Genomic DNA, 24,010 nt, shown 5'->3' with positions numbered 1-24,010 from the left:
CTCAGTCCAGGCGCCCGAGAATGGCCTTCTTGACCGCTGCGGTGTCCGCGTCCACGGTGCTCACCGCCTCCGCGGAATAGCGCTGGGCGACGTCCGGGTCCTTGAGGCCATGCCCCGTGAGGGTGCAGACCACGGTGCTGCCCTGCTCGATACGGCCGCTGCGGATGTCGCGCATCGCGCCGGCCAGGGAGGCGGCCGAGGCGGGCTCGCAGAAAACCCCCTCGTGGCCGGCGAGCATGCGCTGGGCGTCGAGGATCTCGTCATCGCCGAGCTCGTCGAACCAGCCTCCGGATTCGCGGCTCGCCGCCCAGGCGTACTCCCAGGACTGGGGGTTACCGATGCGGATGGCGGTGGCGACGGTCTCCGGCTCGGCCACCGGCTCGCCGCGCAGGAACGGGGCCGCACCGCGGGACTGAAAGCCCACCATCCGCGGGCGCTCCCGTACCAGCCCACACTGGTAACGGCAATGGCCGGCGCAGAAGGCACAGGCAGCGGTGGCCTCGTCGTGGGGGCCGAGGGCGAGCTCGCTGTAGCCGATCCAGTGGGCGGTGATGTTGCCCGCATTCCCCACCGGCAGGCAGTGATAGTCGGGGACGCGCTCGAGCTCCTCGACGATCTCGAAGGCGGCGGTCTTCTGCCCCTGGAGGCGATAGGGGTTGACCGAGTTCACGATGCTGACCGGTGCCTCGTCGGCGAGCTCCTTGACGATGCGCATCCCGTCATCGAAGTTGCCGCGGATCTGCAGCACCGTCGCGCCGTGCATGATCGCCTGGGCGAGCTTGCCCATGGCGATCTTACCGTCGGGGATGAGCACGAAGGCCGTGATACCGGCCCGCGCCGCGTACGCCGCCGCCGATGCGGAGGTGTTACCCGTCGACGCGCAGATCAACGCCTTGCTGCCCTCCGAGACCGCCTGGCTGACTGCCACGGTCATACCCCGGTCCTTGAACGAGCCGGTGGGGTTGAGCCCCTCGAACTTGACGTACAGGTCCACGTCCCGCCCCAGGGCGCGGGGTATGTTGTTCAGCCGGATCAGCGGCGTGCCACCCTCGCCGAGGCTAATGACGCGCGCGTCGTCCGCCAGGGGCAGGCGGTCGTGGTACTTGTTGATGAGGCCGGTATAACGATTTCTGAATGGCATTGCCCGATTTACTCCAGCGTCTCCACACGCATGCGATGGACCTGCCCGCGTATGGCCTCAAGGGCCTCGATGGAGCGGCAGGCCTGGTCCATCTGCCATTCCTGTACCCGGTGAGAGAGGATGATCACCGGCACATCCTCCGCCCCGGGGGCGGGCTGCTTCTGGATGATGGCCTCGATGCTGATCCCCGCCTCCCCGAGCAGGCGCGCCACCTCGGCGAGCACGCCGGGACGATCCAGCGCCTGCATCCGCAGGTAGTAGGCGGTCTCCACCCGGTCCATGGGCAGCACCGGCTCATCGGAGAGCGCATGGGACTGGAAAGCGAGATAGGGGACCCGGTCCTCGGGGGCGAGGGTGAACTCGCGGACGACGTCCACCAGGTCGGCGACCACCGCCGAGGCGGTGGGCTCGGCACCGGCCCCCGGTCCGTAATACAGAGTCGGCCCAAGGGCATCGCCATGGATCATCACCGCGTTCATCACGCCGTCGACGCTGGCCAGCAGCTGGCGTGCCGGCAGCAGCGTCGGGTGCACCCGCAGCGCGATACCGGCGTCCGTGCGTTCGGCGATGCCGAGGTGCTTGATCCGGAAGCCGAGCTCCTGGGCGTAGGCGACGTCTTCCTGGCCTACATGGGAAATCCCCTCCACGTGGACCTTGTCGTACTGCAGCGGGATGCCGAAGGCGATGGAGGCCAGGATGGTCAGCTTGTGCGCCGCGTCCACGCCCTCCACGTCGAAGGTAGGGTCCGCCTCGGCGTAGCCCAGGCGCTGTGCCTCGGCGAGCACCTCACCGAATTCGCGGTCGGCGTGGAACATCTCCGAGAGGATGAAGTTCGCGGTGCCATTGATGATCCCCGCGAGCCACTCGATGCGGTTGCCCACCAGCCCCTCACGGATGGCCTTAATCACCGGGATGCCGCCGGCCACCGCCGCTTCGAAGGCGATGGTCACGCCCCGGTCCCGGGCCCGGGCGAAGATCTCGTTGCCGCTGGCCGCGATCAGCGCCTTGTTGGCGGTGACCACGTGCTTGCCACGATCGATGGCCCGGAGGGTGAGCTCCTTGGCGAGCTCCTCGCCGCCGATGAGCTCGACGATGATCTCCGTTTCCGGGTCGTCCACCACCTCGAAGGGATCGCTGGTCAGCCGGATCCCCTCGGTGGAACAGGTCCGCGGGCGATCGGGATGGCGGGTCGCCGCGTGCACGATCTCGATGTCGCGCCCGGCGCGCCGGCCGATCTCGTCGCGGTTGCGCTCCAGCAGGTTGACGGTGCCGCCGCCGACGGTTCCCAGCCCCAGCAGGCCGACCTTCACCGGTTTCAAGAGCTCGCCTCCTTTAGATAGCCATCCCTGCGGAACATTTGCTTGATACCACGAATCGCCTGGCGAGTGCGGTGCTCGTTCTCGATGAGCCCGAAACGGACGTGGTCATCACCGTACTCACCGAAACCGATGCCCGGCGAGACGGCCACCTTGGCGTCCGCCAGGAGCTTCTTGGCGAATTCCAGCGACCCCATGCCACGGTAGGGCTCGGGGATGGGGGCCCACACGAACATGGTCGCCCGCGGCCGCTCCACCGGCCAGCCGGCCTGGGCGAGGCCGTCACAGAGCGTGTCCCGGCGTCGCCGGTAGGTCTCGCGGATCTCCTCCACGCAGTCCTGCGGACCATCCAGGGCCGCGATGGCCGCCACCTGGATGGGGGTGAACATGCCGTAATCCAGGTAGGACTTCATCCGCGCCAGGGCGGCGATGAGCTGCTCGTTGCCAACCACGAACCCCACCCGCCAGCCGGGCATGTTATAGCTCTTCGACAGCGAGAAACACTCCACGGCCACCTCCTTGGCCCCGGGCACCTCCAGGATGGAGGGGGCGCGATAGCCGTCGAAGACGATATCGGCATAGGCCAGGTCATGGACCACCCAGATCCCGTGCTCCCGGCAGATCGCGATCACATGCTCGAAGAACTCGAGGTCCACGCAGTTGCCGGTGGGATTGGACGGGAAGTTGAGGATGAGCATCTTGGGCTTCGGCCAGGTGTCCTTGATGCCCTTCTCCAATTCCTCGAAGAAATCCACCCCGGGGACCAGTGGGACATGGCGCAAATCGGCGCCCGCGATCACCACACCGTAGGGATGGATGGGATAGCTGGGGTTCGGCACCAGCACGTTGTCCCCCGGCCCCAGGGTGGCGAGCGCCAGGTGGGCCAGCCCCTCCTTGGAGCCGATGGTGACGATGGCCTCGGTTTCCCGATCCAGATCCACGTCATAGCGGCGTGCGTACCAGTCACAGATGGCCTTGCGCAGCCGCGGAATCCCGCGCGACATGGAATAGCGATGGGTGTCCAGGCGCTGGGCCGCCTCCACGAGCTTATCGACGATGTGCTGGGGGGTGGGCCGATCCGGATTGCCCATGCCGAAGTCGACGATATCCTCGCCGCGGGCCCGTGCCGCCGCCTTGAGCTCGTTGACGATATTGAACACATAAGGCGGCAGCCGGCGTATGCGCTGGAATTCCTCGTTCACCTCGGGCCCCTGTGATGGTTGTGCCGCCCCGGCGGCGCCTCGCGGCGGCGCCCGCGGGCGAGCGGAATCGCGTGCGGACAGCAGACGGTAAAAGCTACTGGCGGCGCCGGGAGCTGTCAATTGACGCCCGCCGCCCTTGTCGCCATCGGGGGCACTGGGCTATTGTTCGCCCATGAAACTGACCGAGGAACGGGGCGACGGCAGCTACCGCATCCGAGGGTATGATGCCGGCCGCATCGTTGTAAACGAGACGAGCTACACCACCAGCCTGGTGCTCGCGCCGGAGGCGCTGGACGCGCAGTGGCCGCCCCAGCGCTTCGAGGAGCTTGCCCGGGAGCATTTCGACCCCGTACTGGCCCTGGAGCCGGAGGTGGTGCTCCTCGGCACCGGCGAGACCCAGCGCTTCCCCTCGCGTGCGGTCATGCTGGCGGTGCTGGAGCGCGGCATCGGCATGGAAGTGATGGACACCGCCGCTGCCTGTCGCACCTACAACATCCTCATGGCGGAGGGGCGGCGGGTCACCGCCGCCCTCCTGCTGCGCTGAGGGCTCAGCCGAACACCGTCTCCTGGGAAAAGCCCGCTCGCTCCATGACGTCACGGAGCTTACGCAGGGCGTCGATCTGGATCTGACGCACCCGCTCGCGGGTAACCCCGATCTCGTTGCCGACCTCCTCCAGGGTCGCCTTCTCGAAGCCGCGCAGCCCGAAGCGGCGCATCACCACCGCCTGTTGCTTTTCGGTGAGCTGCTCCAGCCAGGCGTCCAGGTGGTGGAGGACATCATCATCCTCGAGGGCGGAGAACGGATCCGGGTTGGTCTCGTCGGGAATGGCGTCGAGGAGCACCCGATCCGCCTCCCGGCCGATGGGGACGTCGACGGAGGTCACTCCCTCGTTGAGTCCCATCATCCGGCGCACGTCCTCGACGGGTCGGTCCATGGCACGGGCGATCTCTTCGATGGTGGGCTCGTGGTCGAGCTGTTGCACGAGTTGCCGCGCCGTGCGCAGGTACTGGTTGATCTCCTTGATGACGTGGATCGGCAGCCGGATGGTGCGGGTCTGATTCATGATCGCCCGCTCGATGGTCTGGCGGATCCACCAGGTGGCATAGGTGGAGAAGCGGAAACCGCGTTCCGGATCGAACTTCTCCACCGCGCGGATCAACCCCAGATTCCCCTCCTCGATGAGGTCGAGGAAGGCGAGGCCGCGGTTCATATAGCGGCGGGCGATCTTCACCACCAGCCGCAGGTTGCTCTCGATCATCCGCTGGCGCGAACGTGCACAACCGCGCTGGGCCCGCCGGGCGTAGTACACCTCCTCCTCGGCGCTCAACAGGGGGGAGAATCCGATCTCGTTGAGATATAACTGGGTGGGATCGAGGGTGTGGTCCAACTCGCCGCCCCTGCGGGGGCGGCCGACCTCGGTGGTGTCGTCTTCTCTGATCTCCTCGTCCGTGTCCTCGATGGCCGTGGCCGGATCATTATCCGCGACGACGACGAGCCCGGCCTCGGCATCCTCTTCCACGTCGTCGATGGCTGCGGGATCGACCCTCAGCGCCTGTTTGCTCGCCATGCTGCTCCTCCATGCCCGCCGGCCCGCTGGGGCCGGTACGTTTAGGAACCCGATGGTCCACGGAAAACGGGCTTATCGTTATCGTTACGGCTCCAATATATGCCTGCAGCGGTGGCGAAGCAACGGGGGTCCCCGGGGCCGGCGGCGCCCTAGCGGCCAGGGAGATAATCCAGGGGATTCACGGGCTTGCCGTGACGCCGGAGCTCGAAATGGATGCCTTCCTCGCCCTCGGGAGTGCGGCCGGGGCGACCCACGGGCTCCCCGGCATCGACGTTGGCACCCTCCTCGACCAGCAGCGCGTCGTTGTAGGCATAGGCCGTTAGGAAGGCGTCGTTGTGCTTGACGATGACCAGCCGACCGTAGCCGCGCAGCCCGCTACCGCTGTAGACGACCCGCCCGGGTGCGGCGGCCCGTACCGCCTCGCCGTCCTCGGCGCCGATGGTGATACCCTGCCGTCCATTGGCGCTGGCACGGTATCCGCTGAGCACCGATCCGCCGAGCGGCCATTGCCAGCCGCCGGGCGGTTCCGCCGCCTCGGCATCGCCCCCCGCCGGCCGCGGCTCCGATTCCGCCCGGCGATCCGCCGGGGCGGCCGGTTCCGGCGCACCGTCATCGGAGCGGCGCTGGGCCGCGCTGGTGCCGCCACCGGCGCTGGGGCGGAGGCTGAGCCGCTGGCCCGGGTAGATGGTATAGGGCGGTGACAGCCCGTTCCAGCGGGCCACCCGGCGGTAGTCCAGGCCATACCGGACCGCGATCTCGTAGAGGGTGTCGCCCTGCTGGACGCGGTAGACCGCCGGCGGCTTCGACCCTCGTGCACCTTGCCCATAGTCGAATTCGGCGCAGCCACTTACCACCAGCAGCGCCGCCACCAGCAAGGCGCGGATCAAAGCTGCAACAGTGCCACGGCCACGACCGCCACCGCGACGCTCATCCAGCCGATACGGTCGATATAGGTATGCAACCAAGGCTCAACCCTCGGTCCCCCCCAGGCAACGAGCAGCGCGACCAGGACAAAGCGCGCGCCACGCCCGACCGCAGAGGCGAGCACGAACGGCACGAGCGCCAACGCCATGGCCCCGGCGGCAATGGTGAAGATCTTGTAGGGAATGGGTGAGAAGCCGGCAAGCAGCACCACCCAGAAACCCCAGCGCACGAACCACTCCCGGGCCGTCTCGTAGGAGCCCCAGTATCCAAGCTCGAGGATCAGCGGCTCTACCAGCTCCAGGGCGAACACACCGATCAGGTAACCCAATACCCCGCCGGCCACCGAGGCCAGGGTAGTGATCCCGGCGAGCTGCAACCAGCGCGTCGGCCGTGCGAGCACCATGGGGGCGAGCATCACATCGGGCGGCACCGGAAAGAACGACGATTCCGAGAAGCTCAACAGCCCGAGTAGCCATACGGCGTGGCGATGCCTTGCCCACTGCAGCGTCCGCTCATAAAGCCGGCTGAACAGGTGGCTCACGGCAGCCCTTCCTGCATCGCCACGAAACTCACCGGCGCCAGATCCCGGGCCTCGATGCCCTCATCCCCGCGGATCAGTAGCCGCAGGGCCTGGGCACCGGGCTCACCCACCGGCGCCACCAGGCGTCCCTGGGGGGCCAGTTGCGCCAGCAGCCCCTCGGGGACGTACGGCGGGGCAGCGGTCAGCAGGATCCCGTCGAAGGGGGCCTCTGTCGGCCAGCCCAGGTAGCCGTCACCGAGGCGCTGTCGGACGTTGTGCACGCCGAGCTCGCGGAGGTGGCCATTGGCACGGCTGTAGAGCCCGCGGATTCGTTCGATGGTGAACACCCGCTCCACCAGCGTGGCGAGCACCGCGGTCTGGTAGCCACAGCCGGTGCCGATCTCCAGGACCTTGGCCGGCGGGTCGCCGTCGCCGAGCAGGACTTCCGTCATCCGCGCCACCACATGGGGCTGGGAGATGGTCTGGCCGTGGCCGATGGGGAGCGCGGTGTCCTCATAGGCCCGGCTCGCCAGGGCCTCGTCGACGAAGAGATGGCGCGGTACGCGGCGCATGGCGTTCAGGACCCTTGGGTCACGGATGCCCGCGTTCGCGAGGCGACGGACCAGGCGCTCGCGGGTGCGCTCGGAGGTCATCCCTATGCCCCGGCGCTGCTGCCCGTTGCTCACGCCAGCCCCCCGAGCCAGCCGGCGATCTGCTCCAGGGCCTGGTAACGCGTCAGGTCCACCTGCAAGGGCGTTATCGATACGTAACCCCGGCGAACCGCGTTGAAGTCGGTCCCGGGGCCGACATCGTCGGCATCACCGGGCGGCCCGATCCAGTAGATGGGGCGACCGCGGGGGTCCTGGTCGCGGACCACCGGCTCGGCGCGGTGCCGCTGCCCCAACCGCGTGGCCTCGAAGCCCCGGAGGCCCTCCCAGGGGCAATCCGGCACGTTCACGTTGAGAATGGTGTCCGCGGGGAGGGGATCGTGGCGCAGGCGCTCGAGCAGGCGCTCGGCGACCCGGGCCGCCGTGGCGTAGTGCGTCGGCTCCTCCCCCGCCAGGGAAATAGCGATGGCGGGCAGCCCCAGGTGTCGCCCCTCAGTGGCCGCCGCCACGGTGCCGCTATAGAGCACGTCATCGCCCAGATTGCCACCGGCGTTGATCCCCGAGATCACCATGTCCGGCTCCGGGTCGAGCAGCCCGGTGACCGCGAGATGGACACAATCCGTGGGCGTGCCCTCCACCCGGAAGACCCCCTCCCGCACGGGCCAGACCCGCAGGGGAACGTCGAGGGTCAGCGAGTTGGAGGCGCCGCTGCGGTCGCGCTCCGGGGCTACCACCACCACCTCGCCGTGACGGCCCACCGCCTCCGCCAGTGTCCGCAGCCCGGTGGCACGGTAGCCATCATCGTTGCTCAGCAGAATGCGCATGCTCCCCCCATGGCGCCGGAAATGCCACAGTATACCTTCACGAAGCCGGCTATCCAGCTGGCACAGCAGGGCATCGCCCGGGTAGCATACGCGCCAAGGGCCCAGTAGACCCTAGCCGCGAAACCGGGAGGGCGTCGTGTACAACGGGGACCGCGACTCGGACAGCAACGCCTTTCGGGAGGCCATGCGTGACGTGCGCCGCCTGCGCGAGCACGGCCGACGCGAGCTCTACCGACCGCGCCCGCGGCCGGTACCGCGCCAACGCATGGCGGACAATGACCAGGTCATGGACGAGCTGCTGCGCCCACCGCTGGACGATGCCGACCTTGGTGCCGAGCGCGGCGAGGCGCTGAGCTACCTCCGCAGGGACGTCCATCGGCAGGTCCTGCGCCGATTGCGCCGCGGCCAGTACGCGGTCCAGGGGGAGATCGACCTCCACGGCATGACCGTTGGGGAGGCATCCGGCGCGCTTCGGGAGTTCCTCGCCGAGTGCCACCTGCGCGGCATCCGCTGCGTGCGGGTGATCCACGGCAAGGGACGGCGATCGGGTAACGATGGTCCGGTGCTCAAGGGGCGCGTCGACCGCTGGCTGCGCCAGCGCGACGACGTCCTCGCCTTCTGCTCGGCTCGCCGGGTCGACGGCGGCACCGGGGCGGTCTACGTGCTTGTCGGTGGCTGAAGGTGCTCAGCCGAGGTACTCCGCCCCATCGAAGTACGGTCTGAGCACCTCCGGCAGCCGCACCCGACCGTCGGCCTCCTGGTAGTTCTCCAGCACCGCGATCAGGCACCGCCCCACCGCCAACCCCGACCCATTGAGGGTATGCACCGGCTCCGGCTTGCCCGTCTCCGGGTTCCGCCAGCGCGCCTGCATGCGCCGGGCCTGGAAGGCCGCGGTATTGCTGCAGGAGGAGATCTCGCGATAGGCCTGCTGCCCCGGCAACCAGACCTCCAGGTCGTAGGTCTTGGCCGCGGCGAAGCCCATGTCTCCGGTGCACAGGGTCACCACCCGATAGGCCAGACCCAGCTCGCGGAGGATGCGCTCGGCGTGGCCGGTGAGCTCCTCCAGCGCGGCATAGGAATCCTCCGGTCGGGTGACCTGCACCAGCTCCACCTTCTCGAACTGGTGCTGGCGGATCATGCCCCGGGTGTCCTTGCCGTAGGAACCGGCCTCCGAGCGAAAGCACGGCGTCTGGGCCACCATCTTCATCGGCAGCGCATCCGCCTCGAGGATCTGCGCCCCGGCCAGGTTGGTGACCGGCACCTCAGCGGTCGGGATGAGATACAGGGAGTGCTCGCCGGCGATGGCGAACAGGTCGTCCCCGAACTTCGGGAGCTGGCCGGTGCCCTCCAGGGTCTGCGGGGAAACCAGATACGGCACGTAGACCTCTTGGTAACCGTGCTCCCGGGTCTGTACGTCGAGCATGTAGCCCGCGAGGGCGCGGTGCAGCCGCGCCACGGCACCGCGCAGCACCACGAACCGGGCGGCGGCCAGGCGGGCCGCGGCCTCGAAATCCATGCCGTTGGCCTGCGCCCCCAGGTCCACATGGTCACGGGGGGTGAACTCGAACGCCGGCGGCTCGCCCCAATACCGCTCGACGACATTGTCCGATTCGTCGGCGCCTTCAGGCACGTCTGCATGGGGCAGATTGGGCATCCCCATATGGATGTCGTGGAGCTCCGCCTGGACCTCCGCCAGCGCGTCCTCGGCGGCCTGCACCCGGTCACCGAGGTCTGCCACCTCGTCGAGCAATGGCTGGATATCTTCACCCCGGGCCTTGGCGGCACCGATCGCCTTGGAGCGGGTGCGCCGCTCGTTTTGCAGCTCCTGGGTCTGAACCTGCAGCTCCCGGCGCCGCTCGTCGAGGGCGCGATAACGCGCCACATCGAGCTCGTAGCCACGTCGCCGCAGCCCGGCGGCCACACCCTCCGGATCCGCGCGCAACGCCTTCACATCCAGCATAGATCGACCTTTATCCTATCCGTTCACAACACTCGCGCGAGGCGCAGACCCACCCATGCAGCGATCAGGCAGGCCGTCACGTTGGCCAGCACATTGGCCAACGCCCGCACCGGTGCCCCGTCTTCCAGCAACACCATTGTGTCCACGGAGAAAGTGGAGAACGTGGTGAACGCGCCGAACAGCCCCACCATGAGCCCGGCGCGCCACAATAACGGCACGCCCCCGCGCTCCACGGCAATGACGAACAGCACCCCCAGCAACAGGCTGCCGAGGACATTGACCGCCAGCGTCCCCCACGGGAAGCCGTGCCCGAGCCAGTAGGTCATCCCGCGGGTGAGGAGAAAGCGCAACACCGCGCCGGCCGCGCCCCCCACCGCCACGGCGGAGGCCTCAACCCACATCCCTGCCTGCCACTGGGTGCCTGTCCAATCCCGCTACCCCTGATCCCGGCATAGGCGGGGATTGTACCGGCACAAGGCCCGCGGGCGAAGGCTTGCGTCCTCCGAGCACCGCGGTAGAGTGCCATCCCATGGATCTGTTCGAGCACACCACCGCGGAGCATCAGCCCCTGGCCCACCGCATGCGCCCGGAGTCGCTGGACGACTTCGCCGGGCAGGCCCACCTGGTCGGCCCGGGCAAGCCCCTGCGCCGGATGGCCGAGGCCCGCCGGTTGCAATCCATGATCCTGTGGGGCCCACCGGGCACCGGCAAGACCACCCTGGCCGAAATCCTGGCCGCCGCCTCCGGCGCGCGGCTGGAGCGGATGTCGGCGGTGATGGCCGGGGTCCGTGAGATCCGCGCAGCCGTGGATCGGGCCCGGGCTGCCCCCGCCACGCCCACCGTGCTCTTCCTCGATGAGATCCACCGGCTCAACAAGGCCCAACAGGACGCCCTGCTGCCCCACGTGGAATCCGGGCTGCTGACACTCATCGGCGCGACCACGGAGAACCCCTCCTTCGAGGTGAACTCCGCCCTGCTCTCCCGTGCCCGGGTCTACGTGCTCAAGCCCCTCGACGAAGGCGACCTCGTCGCGGTCCTCGAGCACGCCCTCGCCGATGATCGGCGGGGGCTGGGGCAGCGCCGTCTCCGCGCCGCTACCGAGGTGCTGCAGCGAATCGCGCGGGCGGCAGGCGGAGACGCCCGTCGGGCGCTGGGGCTGCTGGAGAGCGCCGCGGATTTCACTTGGCCCGAGGGGGACGGCGAGCGGCTGGACGAGGACGCCCTCGCGGACGTCCTCGGCCATCATGCGAGCGCCTTCGACAAGCAGGGTGATGCATATTACGACCTGCTCTCCGCCGTGCACAAGTCGGTGCGTTCCTCGCGGCCGGATGCGGCGCTGCTGTATATCGCGCGCTTCATAGACGGCGGCGGCGACCCGCTGGACATTGCCCGGCGCCTCGCCGCCATCGCCTCCGAGGACGTGGGCAATACCGACCCGCGGGCACTCCCCCTGGTCATGGCGGCCTGGGATGCCTATTTGCGCCTTGGTGATTATGAGGGGCAGCGGGCGCTAGCCCACGCCGCCATCCACCTAGCCGTCGCCCCCAAGAGCAACGCCATCGACCGCGCGTGGAAGGCCGCACAGGCCTTTGTGCGCGAGCACCCGGACTTCACGGTGCCGCTGTATCTGCGTAATGCCCCGACCCGGCTGATGAAGGAGCTCGGCCATGGTAGCGGCTACCGTTATGCCCACGACGAGCCTTCCGCCTACCCCGCGGGCAGCGGCCACGACTGCTGGCCGGAGGATCTGCCTTACGGGGGTTTCTTTCACCCCCGCGATCAGGGCCAAGAACGGCGCTTCCGCGAGCTCATGGAATGGCGCCAAGCCCTCGATCGCCGCGCCGACGACGACGGCAACGGTCAAGAGGAAGAATCATAGCCCTCCGGGGCGATCACATCGACGCCTTCGGGGATATCCCGATCGAATGCGGCCGGCTCCACCGGGATATTACGCTCCAGCCCCGCGAACTCCAGGCGCACCGTCTGGCCGAGGCCATCGGTGAGCCGGACCACGGCGGGCAGGCCATCGTCCATGCGCAGGCGCACGGACTGGAAATCCCAGGCATCGTCCCGCGGCCGCAGGGTGATCCAGCCCCCGGTGCCCGACTCTATGCGAAAGCGTGCCTCCAGCGCCTCGAGGCTGCCACTGAGCAGCAGCGCCGGGCCCACGCCGAGAACTTCCTCCACGGGGCGTACCGTGACCTGGCGGAGGTCGCGGTCATGGACCCAGAGCCATTCCCCGTCGCCGACGATACGCTGCTCGTAGGGCGTCTCGTAGAGCCAATTGAACCGCTCCGGGCGCTGGATGACGAAGCGCCCCTCCGCGCGCTCCAAAACCGTGCCCTCCTCATCCCGGGTCACCTGCACGAACGAACCGCGCAGGCTGTCCACGGACTGGTAGAACTCGGCCAGCTCGTCCGGCGAGGCGGCCCTGAGCGGGAAGGCCAGCACCAGCAGCACCGGCAGGAGTCGGTACCATCGTTTCACTTTCGCATCTCCTAGTCCGCGGGGGGCGGCGGCGAGGCGAGGACCTCGCGGCCGCCGTTGGACTGCAGCGGCCCCACGATCCCCGCCGCCTCCATCTCCTCGACCAGCCGGGCGGCGCGGTTGTAGCCGATCTTCAGGCGGCGCTGGACCCCGGATATGGAGGCCTTTCGGGTTTCGGTGACGATCCGCACGGCTTCGTCGTAGAGCGGATCGGACTCGTCGCCGGCGTTGTCACCGCCGAGACCCGGGATGCCGGCGGCGTCACCACCGGGCTCCTGGAGGATCTCGTCGACGTAGTCCGGCCGTCCGCTACGCTTGAGGTGCTCGGCGACGCGATGCACCTCCGCATCGGAGACGAACGCCCCATGCACGCGCTCCGGCATACCCCGTGTCTCGGGGCCGAGATAGAGCATATCCCCTTGGCCGAGCAGCGATTCGGCGCCCATCTGATCGAGGATGGTACGCGAGTCCACCCGGGAGGACACCTGGAAGGCCATGCGCGTGGGGATATTCGCCTTGATCAGGCCGGTGATCACATCCACGGAAGGACGCTGGGTCGCCAGGATCAGGTGTATGCCTGCCGCCCGGGCCTTCTGGGCCAGGCGGGCGATGAGCTCCTCCACCTTCTTGCCCACCATCATCATCATGTCCGCGAACTCGTCCACCACCACGACGACGTAGGGCAGCGGCTCCAGTCGCGGCGCCTCGGGCACCGCATCGGGATCACCGGCGTCGGCGGCCGGCGTCTGCGGCGGGGTCCAAAGGGGGTCAGCCAGGGGCTCGCCGTGCGCCGCGGCGTCCCGGATCTTGCGGTTGCAGCCGGCGATGTTGCGCACCCCGAGCGCCGCCATCAACTGGTAGCGGCGCTCCATCTCGGCGACGCACCAGCGCAGGGCGTTCGCCGCCTCCTTCATGTCGGTAACCACCGGGGCGAGCAGGTGCGGGATGTCTTCATAGACCGACAGCTCCAGCATCTTGGGGTCGATCATGATCATCCGCACCGCCTCGGGCCCGTTTCGATAGAGCAGACTCAGGATCATGGCGTTCACGCCCACGGACTTACCGGAGCCGGTGGTGCCCGCCACCAACAGGTGGGGCATCTTCGCCAGATCCACGGTCACCGGGCCGCCACCGATGTCCTTGCCAATGGCCAGCGCCAGCGGGGAGGCGGCGCGCTGAAAGGGGTCCGACTGAATGATCTCCGAGAAGGCGATGACCTGCCGCTGCTCGTTGGGGATCTCCAGGCCGACAACGGTCTTCCCCGGGATCACCTCCACCACCCGCACCGAGGTCACCGACAGCGCCCGGGCCATGTCCTTGGCGAGATTGGAGATCTGGTTGACCTTCACGCCCGCCGCCGGCTGCAGCTCGAAACGGGTGATGACCGGCCCCGGCCGCACCGCAACCACCTCCACCTTGACGCCGAAGTCCGCCAGCTTGGTCTCCACTAGGCGCGACATTTCGGCCAGTGCCTCCTCGCTATAGCCCCCCTGCGCCCGGGGCGCGGCGTCGAGCAACGACGCGGTGGGCAGCTCCCCGGGGCTCACCTCCCCCGGGTCCACCTCATCGAGCAGCACCATCTGTCGACCCTCCTCGGGGGCGGGGTCCGTAGCCCCCAGACGGGGCTCGCGTTGGGCCCGTCGGCTGCCACCACCCCGACGTTTGCCCTTGCGCCCCGCCGCGCCGGGACGGGCCCCGGCTTCCGGTGCCGGCACAGGCGCCGGGGCGAGTGCCTCGAGCCGCTCCCGCCGGGCGCGCCGCGCCGCGGCAAACCCCTGCAGCCGCTCACGCAGGCCGGCGGCGAGAGAGAACAGCCCCCGGCCCAGCCATTCCGCGAGACGCACCCAGGACAGCCCGGTAGCCACCGTCACCGCTGCCGCGAGGGTCGCCAGCGACAGCAGTGTCGCCCCCGGGAAGCTGAACGCCTCTTCCAGCGCGCGGGCCGCCAGCGCCCCGACGATACCCCCCGAGCTCAATGGCACCGTTCCCGGCACCGGCGCGAAGTGCAGGGTCACCACTGCGGTGCCAGCCAGCACGGTCACCACGAAACCGGCCAGGCGCAGGGAGAACACGCCCCAGTGGATCCGCCCCTCCCGGCGCTGCCACTGCCAGACCAGGGCCGAGGCGAAGACGATCATCAGCGGGAACAGGTAGGCGAGATAGCCGAACAGGAACAGGCTCAAATCGGCGAAGAATGCACCCACCCTCCCCCCGGCGTTGTGAACCTCGGCGGCCGCGGTGGTATAGCTCCAGCCGGGGTCCCGCGGGTCATAACTCACCAGTGACAGCAGCAGGAAGGCCGCAATGGCGAGCAGGATGAGCAGCGCCGCCTCACGGAGGCCACGGCTGATATGCTGCCCCCAGGGCAGGCCCGGATTGGAGGTGGTCTCCGCCTTCGCCACGGCAATGGCCCCTGAATCTAGGTACGTTTAGAAGTTTAGCGTCTAACCATCTATTAATGCGAGAAAATGATACGTCCCAACCGGCGCTGCAGGTAGTGGACAACCTACACGTGGTGGCGCCGGAGGAATGGAATGCCCTCGACGGCAGCGATTACCCGTTCCTCCGTCACGAATTCCTCGCCACCCTCGAGGAGCATGGCGCGGTGGGGGACCCCGTTGGCTGGACGCCGCACCACTTGGTGCTGCGCGACGCTGCCGGGATCCTCGCCGCTGCCCCCGCCTATTTGAAGGATCATTCCTGGGGCGAGTTCGTCTTCGACTTCGCCTGGGCGGATGCCCACGCCCGCCACGGCCTCGACTACTACCCCAAGCTGGTGGTCGCCATCCCCTGGACCCCGGCCACCGGTCCCCGGGTGCTCACCCGCCCCGGGGTGGATGCGAGCCGCCTGGCGCGCCTTTTACTGGAGGCCACACGGGAACACGCGGATGCTACCGGGCTAAGCTCCGTGCACTGGCTGTTCCTCCCGGAGGCCGCCACCGCGGCCGGCGCGGAGGCGGGCTACCTGCATCGCCTGGGCTGCCAGTTCCACTGGCATAACCGATCCTACCCCGACTTTGCCGCCTTCCTCGCCGACCTGACCGCAAAGAAGCGCAAGAACATACGCCGCGAACGCCGCCTCGTCGAGCAGGCCGGGATCCGCCTGCGCGTCCTCCACGGCGACGAGGCCGATGCCGCGCTCTGGGCGGACCTCCACCGATTCTACCGCAACACCTTCCGTGAGCGCGGCAATGTGCCGGTGCTGAGCCGTGAGTGCTTCCGCGCCCTCGGCGAGCGGCTACGTCGGCGGATGGTGCTGTTCGTCGCCGAGCGCGGGGACCGGCCCGTGGCCGGGGCCATCTGCTTCCGCGATTCGGGCACACTGTACGGCCGCTACTGGGGTAGCGACGAGGCAATCGACTGCCTGCACTTCGAGACCTGTTACTATCAGGGCATCGAGTACTGCATCCGCGAGGGGCTGCAGCGCTTCGAGCCGGGCGCCCAGGGCGAACACAAGGTCCCGCGGGGTTTCCTGCCGGTACTTACCCACTCCCTGCATCACCTCCGTGAGCCGGCGTTCCACCGGGCGGTGGCCGATTTCCTGGCCCGGGAGCGCCCGGCCGTGAAGGCCTATGCGGAGGAACTTACAATGGCCGGACCGTATCGCCAGCAACCCGCGTCGCCGTCATGACCCGAGTACCGTGGATCGCACCCGGCGATGACCGCACGCCATTCCCCGACCCGGAGCAGGCCCTCCGCGAGCCCAACGGCTTGCTGGCCATCGGCGGTTCGCTGAGCCCCGCCCGATTGGTCGAGGCCTACCGCAACGGGGTGTTCCCCTGGTTCGCCGAGGACCAACCCGTGCTCTGGTGGAGCCCGGACCCCCGGGCGGTGATCCGGCCCGGTGCGGTGCATGTCAGCCGAAGCCTGCGCAAGCGCCTGCGCCGCGATGAGTTCGGCGTGACCCTCGACAGGGCCTTCGCCCGCGTCATTTCCGGGTGCGCCGCGCCACGGCGCGACGGGGCCGGCACCTGGATCACACCGGGCATGATCGAGGCCTACAGCACCCTGCACGAGCGCGGCATCGCCCATTCGGTGGAGGTCTGGCGGGACGGCACCCTGGTGGGCGGGCTCTACGGCGTTTCGCTGGGGGCGGCCTTTTTCGGTGAATCCATGTTCAGCCGCCATACCGACGCCAGCAAGGTGGCCCTGGTGCGGCTGGCGCAACAGCTTGCGGCATGGGGGTTCGACTTCCTCGACTGCCAGTTGCCCACCGATCACCTCCGGCGCCTCGGTGCCGAGGACTGGCCCCGTCGACAATTCCTCGCGGCACTCCGGCAGGCCCGGCAACGCCATCAGGTCCATGGCCCCTGGCGGTTCGGCGGCGTCTCCCCCCTGGCCGGCGAGGCCCATGGATAGCCACGAGCGCGGGCGCCGGATGCAGATCTATCTCGGCGCCACCGAACCCTGCCCCTATCTCGAGGGGCGAACCGCACGGAACGCCTTTATCGACCCTGAGGCGCCACTGTCACCGACCCTCTACGGTCGGCTGCTGGCCCTGGGCCTGCGCCGCAGCGGCGGCATCGTGTACCGGCCCATGTGCCCCGGATGCAACGCCTGCGAGAGCCTGCGCATCCCGGTCGACGTGTTCCGTCCGCGTCGGCGGCACCGGCGCTGCCTGCGCGCCGGCGAGCACCTGGCGGCCCACGTCCTCCCCGGAGACTACCACGACGAGCACTATGAGTTATTCCGCCGCTATGTCGACGCGCGCCACCCCGGTGGCGGTATGAGCACCATCGGTCCGGCGGACTATGCGGGCTTCGCCTTCGCGCCCTGGTGCGACACCGAGCTCATGGAGCTTCGCGATGGCGACCGACTCGTGGCCGTCGCCATCACCGACCGCACCCCCGACGCCCTGTCGGCGGTCTACACCTTCTTCGACCCGGCCTATGGGCACCTCGGCCCGGGCACCCTAGCCATACTCCGCCAGATACGACGGGCCCAGGGGCTGGGGCGGCCCTGGCTCTACCTCGGCTACTGGATCGCCGAGGCGCCGACGATGTGCTACAAGAGCGGCTTCACCCCCCACGAGCGTTTCGGCCCCGACGGGGACTGGCATCGCCACGAGTGATTGTACTTGGAGCGGCCGGGCGCGATTCGGTACCATACCGGATTTGACGCCCTCCCCAACGGCGGGCGCATTCCCTGGGCAAAACGAGTAGGGGCTGAATGGCGAAGGAAGACAATATCCGGATGAACGGCACGGTGATCGACGTGCTCCCCAATACCATGTTCCGCGTCGAGCTGGAGAATGGCCACGAAGTCACTGCCCATATCTCCGGCAAGATGCGCAAGCACTATATCCGGATACTGCGTGGCGATAAGGTGACGGTGGAGCTCACGCCCTACGATCTCAACAAGGGGCGTATCGTTTACCGCGCCCGCTGACCCCGCCCCTGCCGGGGCCGCCGCCGACGCCGTCCGCATGGCGTCTCGGCGGCCTGCCGTTATTCCGCCACCGCGGCCTCGCTGATCTCGAAGCTCAGTTCGTCGGTGCCCTCGTCGGCATCCACCACCACCTGACCACCTTGGGTGAGTCGCCCGAACAGCAGCTCATCGGCCAACGGCCGCTTGATGCGATCCTGGATGAGCCGCGCCATCGGCCGGGCCCCCATCTTGGGGTCATAGCCGTGGGTGGCGAGCCAGCGCCGGCCGCCGTCCGTGATCTCGATAGACACCTTCTTCTCGGCGAGCTGATGACGCAGCTCACGGATGAACTTATCCGCCACCTGCTCCACCACCGCCGGCGCCAGCGGATTGAACTGGATCACGGCGTCGAGACGGTTGCGGAACTCCGGCGTAAAGGTACGACGGATCGCCTCTATACCGTCACTGGCATGATCCTGGGTAGTGAAGCCGATGGATCGGCGGCTCTGCTCCTCGGCCCCGGCATTGGTGGTCATCACGAGGATCACGTTGCGGAAGTCCGCCTCGCGACCGTTGTTGTCCGTGAGCGTGCCATGGTCCATGACCTGGAGCAGCAGATTGAACACGTCCGGATGGGCCTTTTCGATCTCATCGAGCAACACCACCGCGTGGGGATGCTTGATCACCTCCTCGGTGAGCAGCCCGCCCTGATCGAAGCCCACGTAGCCCGGGGGCGCACCGATCAGGCGGGAGACCGTGTGGCGCTCCATGTACTCGGACATGTCGAAACGCACCATGTGGATACCCATCTGCTCGGCGAGCTGGCGGGTGACCTCGGTCTTGCCGACACCGGTCGGCCCGGCGAACAGGAACGAGCCCACCGGTTTGCCGGTGTCCCGCAGCCCCGCCCGCGAGGTCTTGATGGTCGCGGCGAGGGTATCGATGGCCTCGTCCTGGCCGTAGATGTTGCGCTTGAGGTCACGCTCGAGGTACTCGAGCATGCGCATATCCGAGTTCGACACCCGCTTCGGTGGGATACGTGCAATCTTGGCGACAATGGTCTCGACGTCGGAGGCCCCCACGGTCTTCTTGCGACGGGAAGGCGGTAGCAGCCGCAGATTGGCCCCCGCCTCGTCGATGACGTCGATGGCCTTGTCCGGCAGTCGTCGATCAGTGATGTAGCGTGCCGACAGCTCCGCCGCGGCCTCCAATGCCGGCTGCGTGTACTTCACCCCATGGTGGGACTCGAAGCGATCCTTGAGCCCGCGCAGGATCTGGACCGTCTCCGTGACCGTGGGCTCGGAGACATCGATCTTCTGGAAGCGCCGCGCCAGCGCGCGGTCCTTCTCGAAAATACTGCGATACTCCTGGTAGGTGGTCGAGCCGATGCACTTGAGCTCGCCGCTGGCCAGCATCGGCTTAATCAGGTTGGAGGCATCCATGACGCCGCCGGATGCCGCCCCCGCGCCGATGATCGTGTGGATCTCGTCGATGAACAGAATGGCGTGGCGCTCCTTCTGGAGCTGGGCCAGCAGTCCCTTGAGCCGCTTCTCGAAATCGCCACGGTACTTGGTGCCGGCGACCAGGGCCCCGAGGTCCAGGGCGTAGATCTTGGCGTCGGAGAGGACGCTGGGGACATCGCCTTCGACAATGAGCCGCGCCAGCCCCTCGGCAATCGCGGTCTTGCCCACGCCGGCCTCGCCGACGAACAGCGGGTTGTTCTTGCGCCGGCGGCAGAGGACCTGGACCGTGCGCTCGATCTCATGGCGCCGGCCAATCAGCGGGTCGATGCGACCCTTCTTCGCCCGGGCATTCAGATCCGTGGCGAAGCTCTCCAGGGGTGATTTCTGTCCCGATTCCTGCACCGTCTCCTCTTCGTCCTCCTTCGGAGAATCGGGCTCGTTGGCGCCCTCCTCGCCTGGCACCTTGGAGATCCCGTGGGAAATGTAGTTCACCGCGTCCAGGCGGGAGACGTTCTGCTTGTGCAGGAGATACAGCGCCTGGGACTCCTGCTCGCTGAATATGGCCACCAGTACGTTGGCCCCTGTCACTTCCTTACGCCCCGACGACTGTACGTGCAGGATGGCGCGCTGGAGCACGCGCTGGAAGCCCAGCGTCGGCTGCGTCTCGCGGGTATCGTCCGGCGGCAGCAGCGGGGTGGTCTCCTCGAGAAAGGCCTCCAGTTCCTCGCGCAGCTGATTCAGGTCCACGCCACAGGCACGCAGTACCTCCAGCGCCGCCGGGTTGTCGGTCAACGCCAGCAGTAGGTGCTCGACGGTGAGAAATTCGTGCCGCTTCTCCCGTGCCTCCTTGAAGGCCAGGTTCAGGGTGAATTCCAGCTCTTTACTCAACATGTGCCCTCACCCGATCGCCCTCGTGGCGGTCTCGCATATTGGACCCGCAGGCCGGCGGCAGGTTCCCCCTGTCATGCCGGTTCCATGGTGCACATCAACGGATGCTCGTGGGTGCGCGCATAGTCCATCACCTGCTCGACTTTCGTCTCCGCGATATCCCGACTGTACACCCCACAGACGCCCTTGCCACGGGTATGGACATGCAGCATCACCTGGGTCGCCTGGCTGCGGTCCATCCGGAAGAACGTCTGCAGCACCTCGACGACGAAGTCCATCGGGGTGTAATCGTCATTGAGCAGCACCACCCGGTAGAGTGGCGGCCGCTTCAGCTTCGGCTTCGCCGTCTCTACCGAGACATCGTCTTCCTTGCGGGGGTCGTTATGCTCGCTCATCGCACCTGAAGCCTGTCTGTGTGCGCCCGTGGATATGGACCTGATACGACGATTTTAAAAGGTCCCCGTGCGCTAACCAATCGCGCGCCGTCGCCTTCCGTCGCCCCAAATGAAAGAGCCCGGCGCCTCACCGGCGCCGGGCTCCTAGCAGGGTCACGCCGCTGCCGCGTTACTTGGCAGCGGTCTTGAACTGCTCCTCCTCGGTGGAGCCGCTCATGGCCGTGACCGAGGACACGCCGCCCTGGACCACCTGGGTGACCTGGTCGAAGTAGCCGGCGCCCACCTCCCGCTGATGACGGGTGGCGGTGTAGCCGTCCGCCTCCGCGGCGAACTCCGCCTCCTGGAGCTCCGAGTAGGCCTCCATCTGCCGCTCCTTGTAGCCCTTGGCCAGGGTGAACATGGAGTAGTTCAGGCTATGGAAACCGGCCAGGGTGATGAACTGGAACTTGTAGCCCATCGCCGAAAGCTCATTCTGGAACTTGCGGATGGTCTTCTCGTCCAGGTTGCCACGCCAATTGAACGACGGCGAGCAGTTGTAGGCCAGCAGCTGATCCGGGTAGTCCTTGCGGACGGCCTCGGCGAAGCGCTTGGCGAACTCCAGGTCCGGCTTGCCGGTCTCGCACCAGATCAGGTCGGCGAACGGCGCGTACGCGAGCCCGCGCGCGATGGCCTGATCCTCGCCCGCCTTGGTGCGGTGGAAGCCCTCGGCGGTGCGCTCGCCGGTGAGGAACGGCGCGTCACGCTCGTCCACATCGTTGGTGATCAGGTCCGCGGCCAGGGCGTCGGTACGTGCCACGACCAGGGTGGGCACGCCCATCACGTCCGCGGCGAAGCGAGCCGCCACCAGCTTCTGCTCTGCCTCCTGGGTGGGCACCAGCACCTTGCCGCCCATGTGCCCGCACTTCTTCACCGCGGCGAGCTGATCCTCGAAGTGCACGCCCGCGGCACCGGCCCGGATCATCGCCTTCATCAGCTCGAAGGCGTTGAGCACGCCGCCGAAGCCCGCCTCGGCGTCGGCCACGATGGGGGCCAGCCAGTCGACGCTGTCGTCGCCCTCGGCGGTGTGGATCTGATCGGCGCGGAGCAGCGCGTTGTTGATGCGCTGAACCACCGACGGCACCGAATTCACCGGGTACAGCGACTGGTCCGGGTACATGGTCTCGCCCAGATTGGCGTCCGCGGCGACCTGCCAGCCGGACAGGTAAATGGCCTTAAGGCCCGCCTTGACCTGCTGCATGGCCTGATTGCCGGTGAGGGCACCAAGGGCGTTAACGTAGTTCTCCTCGTCCTGGATCAGGTTCCAGAGCTTGTCCGCGCCAAGCCGCGCCAGGGTGTGCTCGATCTGCACCGAGCCCCGCAGCCGCACCACGTCCTCGGCCGTATACGGGCGGGTCACGCCCTTCCAGCGGGGATTCTCCGCCCAGTCGCGCTCGAGTTCGCGGATCGCCGTCTGCTTGTCTGTCATTTGCATCGCCTCCCGTTAAGGCCGGACCCCATGGGTCCGCGTCGATTCAGGTCGTCGTTTACCGGGCCCTCGGTGTGTGGCGCCATACCGGCTGCTGGCCGGGTCGATGGGCCCTGGGGTGCGCGGTTCGCGCTACCCACCCGCTCGACAATGGCGCCACCCGAAGGCGGACGGCCCACCCGCCCGGCCGGATCCGGCAGGACGGGTCACCGATGGCCGTTATCGGCGTCGTGTCGACGCCTCAAGCCCGACGGCCATCGATGGCGCGCCGCCGCGAGCCCATTGTTCAGCCCCACGGCCCGGGCGACGCGATTGCAGCATAATGCCGCATCGCAACATTTGACAACCCTATTTACACAATATTTACTATTGGTTTTACCAATTTCTTTGGCGGGGCATCGGTTTGGCGGAGGGCGCGGACGGCATTGGCCGCATTTACTATAAGCATAACCGCATCAAGCAACTGCGTGCCTTCTGCTTCGCGGCCCAGTCCGGGAGCATTTCGCGGGCAGCGGAACGGCTGTTCCTGAGTCAGCCGTCGGTGTCCCTGCAGATCCAGGCGCTGGAGCGCGAGCTCGGGATCACCTTGTTCGAGCGCCGTGGCCCGAGGATTCGCCTGACCCCGGACGGTGAGACCCTCTACGAGCTCGCCCAGCCCCTGGTGGAGGGCGTCGACGCCCTGCCCGAGCGCTTCGCCGCGCGCAGCCAGAACCTCCATGCCGGGCGCCTCGACATCGCCGCCGGCGAGAGCACCACCCTCTACATCCTGCCGGACCTTATCCGCGCGTTCATGGCGCAGTACCCCGAAGTCCATGTCAAGCTGCACAATCTCCAGGGCCGCGAGCTGTGCCAGGCGATCCGCCAGGATGAAGTGGATTTCGCCGTGGGCTCAATGCTCGATCTCCCGGACGATATCAACTACCGGGCGGTCTACTCCTACGGCCTGTCACTGATCACCCCCGAGGACCACCCTTTGGCGACCAAGCCGGTGATCACCCTGGAGGATCTCGCCGACGGACAGCTGATCGTGCCCCCGCGGCAGCTCACCACCTGGCGGCTGATCAATCTGGTTTTCCAGCAGCACAGCGTGCCCTACCGAGTCCGCCTGGAGGTGGGGGGCTGGGAGATCATCAAGCGCTACGTGGAGCTCGGCTTCGGCATCGCCATCGCCAGCAACATCTGCCTGACCGGTGCCGAGCGGATCGCCGTGCGCTCCCTCCCGGAAATCTTCCCACGGCGGACCTACGGGGTCATGAGCCGGCGCGGGAAGTTCCTTTCCGCACAGGCACGGCGGTTCATCGAGCTGATGAAACCGGATTTCTTCGCCGACGAGCAGGCCCTGCGGGAGAGCCCCACGGCCAGCGTAAGCGAGAACGTTTTTGTCGCCGCCGACCAGGCCGGGGCGCCCTCGCACAATGACTGAGCCCTGGCGGCCGCGGGTGACGGTGGCGGCGGTGATCCGCTGCGGCGAGCGGTTCCTGCTGGTAGAGGAGTGGGTGGACGGCGCGTTGCGGCTCAACCAGCCGGCCGGACACCTGGAGCCGGACGAGGGGCTCACCGAGGCGATGAGCCGGGAGGTCCTTGAGGAAACGGGCTACCACGTAGAGCCCGAGGGAATCATCGCGATCTATCGCTGGCGGCATCCCGGCAAGGACCTCACCTTCCTGCGCACCACCTTTGCGGCGCGGTGCGTCACCCACCACCCGGAGCGGTCCCTGGATCCCGACATCCACCGCCCCATCTGGCTGACCGCTGAAGAGATCGCCGCCGAGCACGAGCGCCTGCGCAGCCCCATGGTCCTGCGCAGCGTCGAGGACTATCTCCGGGGCGCGCTCTACCCCCTGGGGCTGCTCCAGGATCTGCCATAAGCGCGTGTTACCAT

The 24,010-nt window shown here is 67.8% G+C and carries 24 protein-coding genes; 9 read left to right on the top strand and 15 right to left on the bottom strand.

All coding sequences use genetic code 11. The annotated features are described in order from the left end of the window. Position 1: 1 nt before the first annotated feature. Genes thrC through alaC form a run of 3 tightly spaced genes read right to left on the bottom strand, consistent with a single transcriptional unit; the run spans position 2 to position 3,659 of the window. Positions 2-1,141, bottom strand: coding sequence for a threonine synthase (gene thrC, locus ACQ754_RS02280; protein ID WP_440995364.1), 1,140 nt, complete (start codon positions 1,139-1,141; stop codon positions 2-4). A gap of 8 nt (positions 1,142-1,149) precedes the next feature. Next, complete coding sequence (locus ACQ754_RS02275) at positions 1,150-2,460, bottom strand: homoserine dehydrogenase (RefSeq protein ID WP_440995363.1); 1,311 nt, start codon at positions 2,458-2,460, stop codon at positions 1,150-1,152. Continuing rightward, positions 2,457-3,659: an alanine transaminase gene (gene alaC, locus ACQ754_RS02270; RefSeq protein WP_440995362.1), complete on the bottom strand. Its 1,203-nt coding sequence runs from the start codon at positions 3,657-3,659 to the stop codon at positions 2,457-2,459. The genes ACQ754_RS02275 and alaC overlap by 4 nt, the downstream gene beginning before the upstream one ends. Positions 3,660-3,831: 172 nt before the next feature. Here alaC and ACQ754_RS02265 point away from each other — a divergent pair, with 172 nt between their 5' ends. After that, positions 3,832-4,203: an Mth938-like domain-containing protein gene (locus tag ACQ754_RS02265; protein WP_440995361.1), complete on the top strand. Its 372-nt coding sequence runs from the start codon at positions 3,832-3,834 to the stop codon at positions 4,201-4,203. A 4-nt stretch (positions 4,204-4,207) separates the two neighbouring features. Here the strand turns inward: ACQ754_RS02265 and rpoS are convergent, their stop codons facing one another. The 5 genes from rpoS to surE form a co-directional block, all read right to left on the bottom strand. Further along, positions 4,208-5,227 (bottom strand): RNA polymerase sigma factor RpoS, encoded by a 1,020-nt coding sequence (gene rpoS, locus ACQ754_RS02260; protein WP_440995360.1) that lies wholly within the window; start codon positions 5,225-5,227, stop codon positions 4,208-4,210. 149 nt (positions 5,228-5,376) lie between these two features. Then, on the bottom strand, positions 5,377-6,114 hold the full coding sequence (locus tag ACQ754_RS02255) for a peptidoglycan DD-metalloendopeptidase family protein (protein WP_440995359.1): 738 nt from the start codon (positions 6,112-6,114) through the stop codon (positions 5,377-5,379). Next, complete coding sequence (locus ACQ754_RS02250; RefSeq protein ID WP_440995358.1) at positions 6,111-6,692, bottom strand: YqaA family protein; 582 nt, start codon at positions 6,690-6,692, stop codon at positions 6,111-6,113. Before ACQ754_RS02250 ends, ACQ754_RS02255 begins: the two co-directional genes overlap by 4 nt. Continuing rightward, complete coding sequence (locus ACQ754_RS02245) at positions 6,689-7,324, bottom strand: protein-L-isoaspartate(D-aspartate) O-methyltransferase (RefSeq protein ID WP_440995656.1); 636 nt, start codon at positions 7,322-7,324, stop codon at positions 6,689-6,691. Before ACQ754_RS02245 ends, ACQ754_RS02250 begins: the two co-directional genes overlap by 4 nt. Positions 7,325-7,353: 29 nt before the next feature. Then, complete coding sequence (gene surE, locus ACQ754_RS02240; protein WP_440995357.1) at positions 7,354-8,103, bottom strand: 5'/3'-nucleotidase SurE; 750 nt, start codon at positions 8,101-8,103, stop codon at positions 7,354-7,356. Between the two features lie 136 nt (positions 8,104-8,239). Between surE and ACQ754_RS02235 the strand changes: the two genes are divergently transcribed. After that, entirely contained in the window at positions 8,240-8,782 is a 543-nt protein-coding gene (locus ACQ754_RS02235) for a Smr/MutS family protein (protein WP_440995356.1), read from the top strand. A 6-nt stretch (positions 8,783-8,788) separates the two neighbouring features. Here the strand turns inward: ACQ754_RS02235 and serS are convergent, their stop codons facing one another. Further along, positions 8,789-10,063 carry a serine--tRNA ligase gene (gene serS / locus ACQ754_RS02230; RefSeq protein ID WP_440995355.1) on the bottom strand — a complete coding sequence of 425 codons (1,275 nt, stop codon included), beginning with the start codon at positions 10,061-10,063 and terminating at the stop codon, positions 8,789-8,791. A gap of 23 nt (positions 10,064-10,086) precedes the next feature. Beyond that, complete coding sequence (gene crcB, locus ACQ754_RS02225; protein WP_440995354.1) at positions 10,087-10,464, bottom strand: fluoride efflux transporter CrcB; 378 nt, start codon at positions 10,462-10,464, stop codon at positions 10,087-10,089. 128 nt (positions 10,465-10,592) lie between these two features. Between crcB and ACQ754_RS02220 the strand changes: the two genes are divergently transcribed. Next, entirely contained in the window at positions 10,593-11,942 is a 1,350-nt protein-coding gene (locus ACQ754_RS02220) for a replication-associated recombination protein A (RefSeq protein WP_440995353.1), read from the top strand. Here the strand turns inward: ACQ754_RS02220 and lolA are convergent. Further along, complete coding sequence (gene lolA, locus ACQ754_RS02215; RefSeq protein WP_440995352.1) at positions 11,924-12,550, bottom strand: outer membrane lipoprotein chaperone LolA; 627 nt, start codon at positions 12,548-12,550, stop codon at positions 11,924-11,926. The two genes, ACQ754_RS02220 and lolA, sit on opposite strands and share 19 nt — an antisense overlap. Positions 12,551-12,561: 11 nt before the next feature. Beyond that, on the bottom strand, positions 12,562-14,952 hold the full coding sequence (locus tag ACQ754_RS02210) for a DNA translocase FtsK (protein WP_440995351.1): 2,391 nt from the start codon (positions 14,950-14,952) through the stop codon (positions 12,562-12,564). Positions 14,953-15,008: 56 nt separating this feature from the next. Between ACQ754_RS02210 and ACQ754_RS02205 the strand changes: the two genes are divergently transcribed. From ACQ754_RS02205 to infA, 4 genes are all read left to right on the top strand, one after another. After that, the gene (locus tag ACQ754_RS02205; protein WP_440995350.1) at positions 15,009-16,181 is read left to right on the top strand and encodes a GNAT family N-acetyltransferase; all 1,173 of its coding nucleotides are present in this window, start codon (positions 15,009-15,011) and stop codon (positions 16,179-16,181) included. Continuing rightward, positions 16,178-16,909, top strand: a complete 732-nt coding sequence (gene aat, locus ACQ754_RS02200) for a leucyl/phenylalanyl-tRNA--protein transferase (protein WP_440995349.1) — start codon at positions 16,178-16,180, stop codon at positions 16,907-16,909. Before ACQ754_RS02205 ends, aat begins: the two co-directional genes overlap by 4 nt. Further along, entirely contained in the window at positions 16,902-17,621 is a 720-nt protein-coding gene (locus ACQ754_RS02195) for an arginyltransferase (protein ID WP_440995348.1), read from the top strand. The genes aat and ACQ754_RS02195 overlap by 8 nt, the downstream gene beginning before the upstream one ends. Before the next feature lie 98 nt (positions 17,622-17,719). After that, positions 17,720-17,938, top strand: coding sequence for a translation initiation factor IF-1 (gene infA, locus ACQ754_RS02190; RefSeq protein ID WP_440995347.1), 219 nt, complete (start codon positions 17,720-17,722; stop codon positions 17,936-17,938). 59 nt (positions 17,939-17,997) lie between these two features. Here the strand turns inward: infA and clpA are convergent, their stop codons facing one another. From clpA to aceA, 3 genes are all read right to left on the bottom strand, one after another. Beyond that, positions 17,998-20,271, bottom strand: coding sequence for an ATP-dependent Clp protease ATP-binding subunit ClpA (gene clpA / locus ACQ754_RS02185; RefSeq protein WP_440995346.1), 2,274 nt, complete (start codon positions 20,269-20,271; stop codon positions 17,998-18,000). A 71-nt stretch (positions 20,272-20,342) separates the two neighbouring features. Beyond that, the gene (clpS, locus tag ACQ754_RS02180; protein WP_440995345.1) at positions 20,343-20,663 is read right to left on the bottom strand and encodes an ATP-dependent Clp protease adapter ClpS; all 321 of its coding nucleotides are present in this window, start codon (positions 20,661-20,663) and stop codon (positions 20,343-20,345) included. A 169-nt stretch (positions 20,664-20,832) separates the two neighbouring features. Then, the gene (gene aceA / locus ACQ754_RS02175; protein ID WP_440995344.1) at positions 20,833-22,128 is read right to left on the bottom strand and encodes an isocitrate lyase; all 1,296 of its coding nucleotides are present in this window, start codon (positions 22,126-22,128) and stop codon (positions 20,833-20,835) included. A 403-nt stretch (positions 22,129-22,531) separates the two neighbouring features. Between aceA and ACQ754_RS02170 the strand changes: the two genes are divergently transcribed. Together ACQ754_RS02170 and ACQ754_RS02165 are read left to right on the top strand one after the other, a co-directional pair. Beyond that, on the top strand, positions 22,532-23,551 hold the full coding sequence (locus ACQ754_RS02170; RefSeq protein ID WP_440995343.1) for a LysR family transcriptional regulator: 1,020 nt from the start codon (positions 22,532-22,534) through the stop codon (positions 23,549-23,551). Then, positions 23,544-23,996 carry an NUDIX hydrolase gene (locus tag ACQ754_RS02165; protein WP_440995342.1) on the top strand — a complete coding sequence of 151 codons (453 nt, stop codon included), beginning with the start codon at positions 23,544-23,546 and terminating at the stop codon, positions 23,994-23,996. The genes ACQ754_RS02170 and ACQ754_RS02165 overlap by 8 nt, the downstream gene beginning before the upstream one ends. Positions 23,997-24,010: the final 14 nt, after the last annotated feature.

The sequence above is a fragment of the Arhodomonas sp. SL1 genome (genome assembly GCF_052060015.1).
Lineage (GTDB): Bacteria > Pseudomonadota > Gammaproteobacteria > Nitrococcales > Nitrococcaceae > Arhodomonas.
Note: the sequence above shows the minus strand (reverse complement) of the source record. Positions and strands in the feature narration are given on the sequence as shown.

Coding starts and splice junctions, on each gene's coding strand:
- thrC (WP_440995364.1), bottom strand. CDS start 1,141: ATGCCATTCAGAAATCGTTATACCGGCCTCATCAACAAGTACCACGAC.
- ACQ754_RS02265 (WP_440995361.1), top strand. CDS start 3,832: ATGAAACTGACCGAGGAACGGGGCGACGGCAGCTACCGCATCCGAGGG.
- rpoS (WP_440995360.1), bottom strand. CDS start 5,227: ATGGCGAGCAAACAGGCGCTGAGGGTCGATCCCGCAGCCATCGACGAC.
- ACQ754_RS02245 (WP_440995656.1), bottom strand. CDS start 7,324: ATGACCTCCGAGCGCACCCGCGAGCGCCTGGTCCGTCGCCTCGCGAAC.
- surE (WP_440995357.1), bottom strand. CDS start 8,103: ATGCGCATTCTGCTGAGCAACGATGATGGCTACCGTGCCACCGGGCTG.
- serS (WP_440995355.1), bottom strand. CDS start 10,063: ATGCTGGATGTGAAGGCGTTGCGCGCGGATCCGGAGGGTGTGGCCGCC.
- crcB (WP_440995354.1), bottom strand. CDS start 10,464: ATGTGGGTTGAGGCCTCCGCCGTGGCGGTGGGGGGCGCGGCCGGCGCG.
- ACQ754_RS02220 (WP_440995353.1), top strand. CDS start 10,593: ATGGATCTGTTCGAGCACACCACCGCGGAGCATCAGCCCCTGGCCCAC.
- ACQ754_RS02205 (WP_440995350.1), top strand. CDS start 15,009: ATGCGAGAAAATGATACGTCCCAACCGGCGCTGCAGGTAGTGGACAAC.
- aat (WP_440995349.1), top strand. CDS start 16,178: ATGACCCGAGTACCGTGGATCGCACCCGGCGATGACCGCACGCCATTC.
- ACQ754_RS02195 (WP_440995348.1), top strand. CDS start 16,902: ATGGATAGCCACGAGCGCGGGCGCCGGATGCAGATCTATCTCGGCGCC.
- infA (WP_440995347.1), top strand. CDS start 17,720: ATGGCGAAGGAAGACAATATCCGGATGAACGGCACGGTGATCGACGTG.
- clpA (WP_440995346.1), bottom strand. CDS start 20,271: ATGTTGAGTAAAGAGCTGGAATTCACCCTGAACCTGGCCTTCAAGGAG.
- clpS (WP_440995345.1), bottom strand. CDS start 20,663: ATGAGCGAGCATAACGACCCCCGCAAGGAAGACGATGTCTCGGTAGAG.
- aceA (WP_440995344.1), bottom strand. CDS start 22,128: ATGACAGACAAGCAGACGGCGATCCGCGAACTCGAGCGCGACTGGGCG.
- ACQ754_RS02165 (WP_440995342.1), top strand. CDS start 23,544: ATGACTGAGCCCTGGCGGCCGCGGGTGACGGTGGCGGCGGTGATCCGC.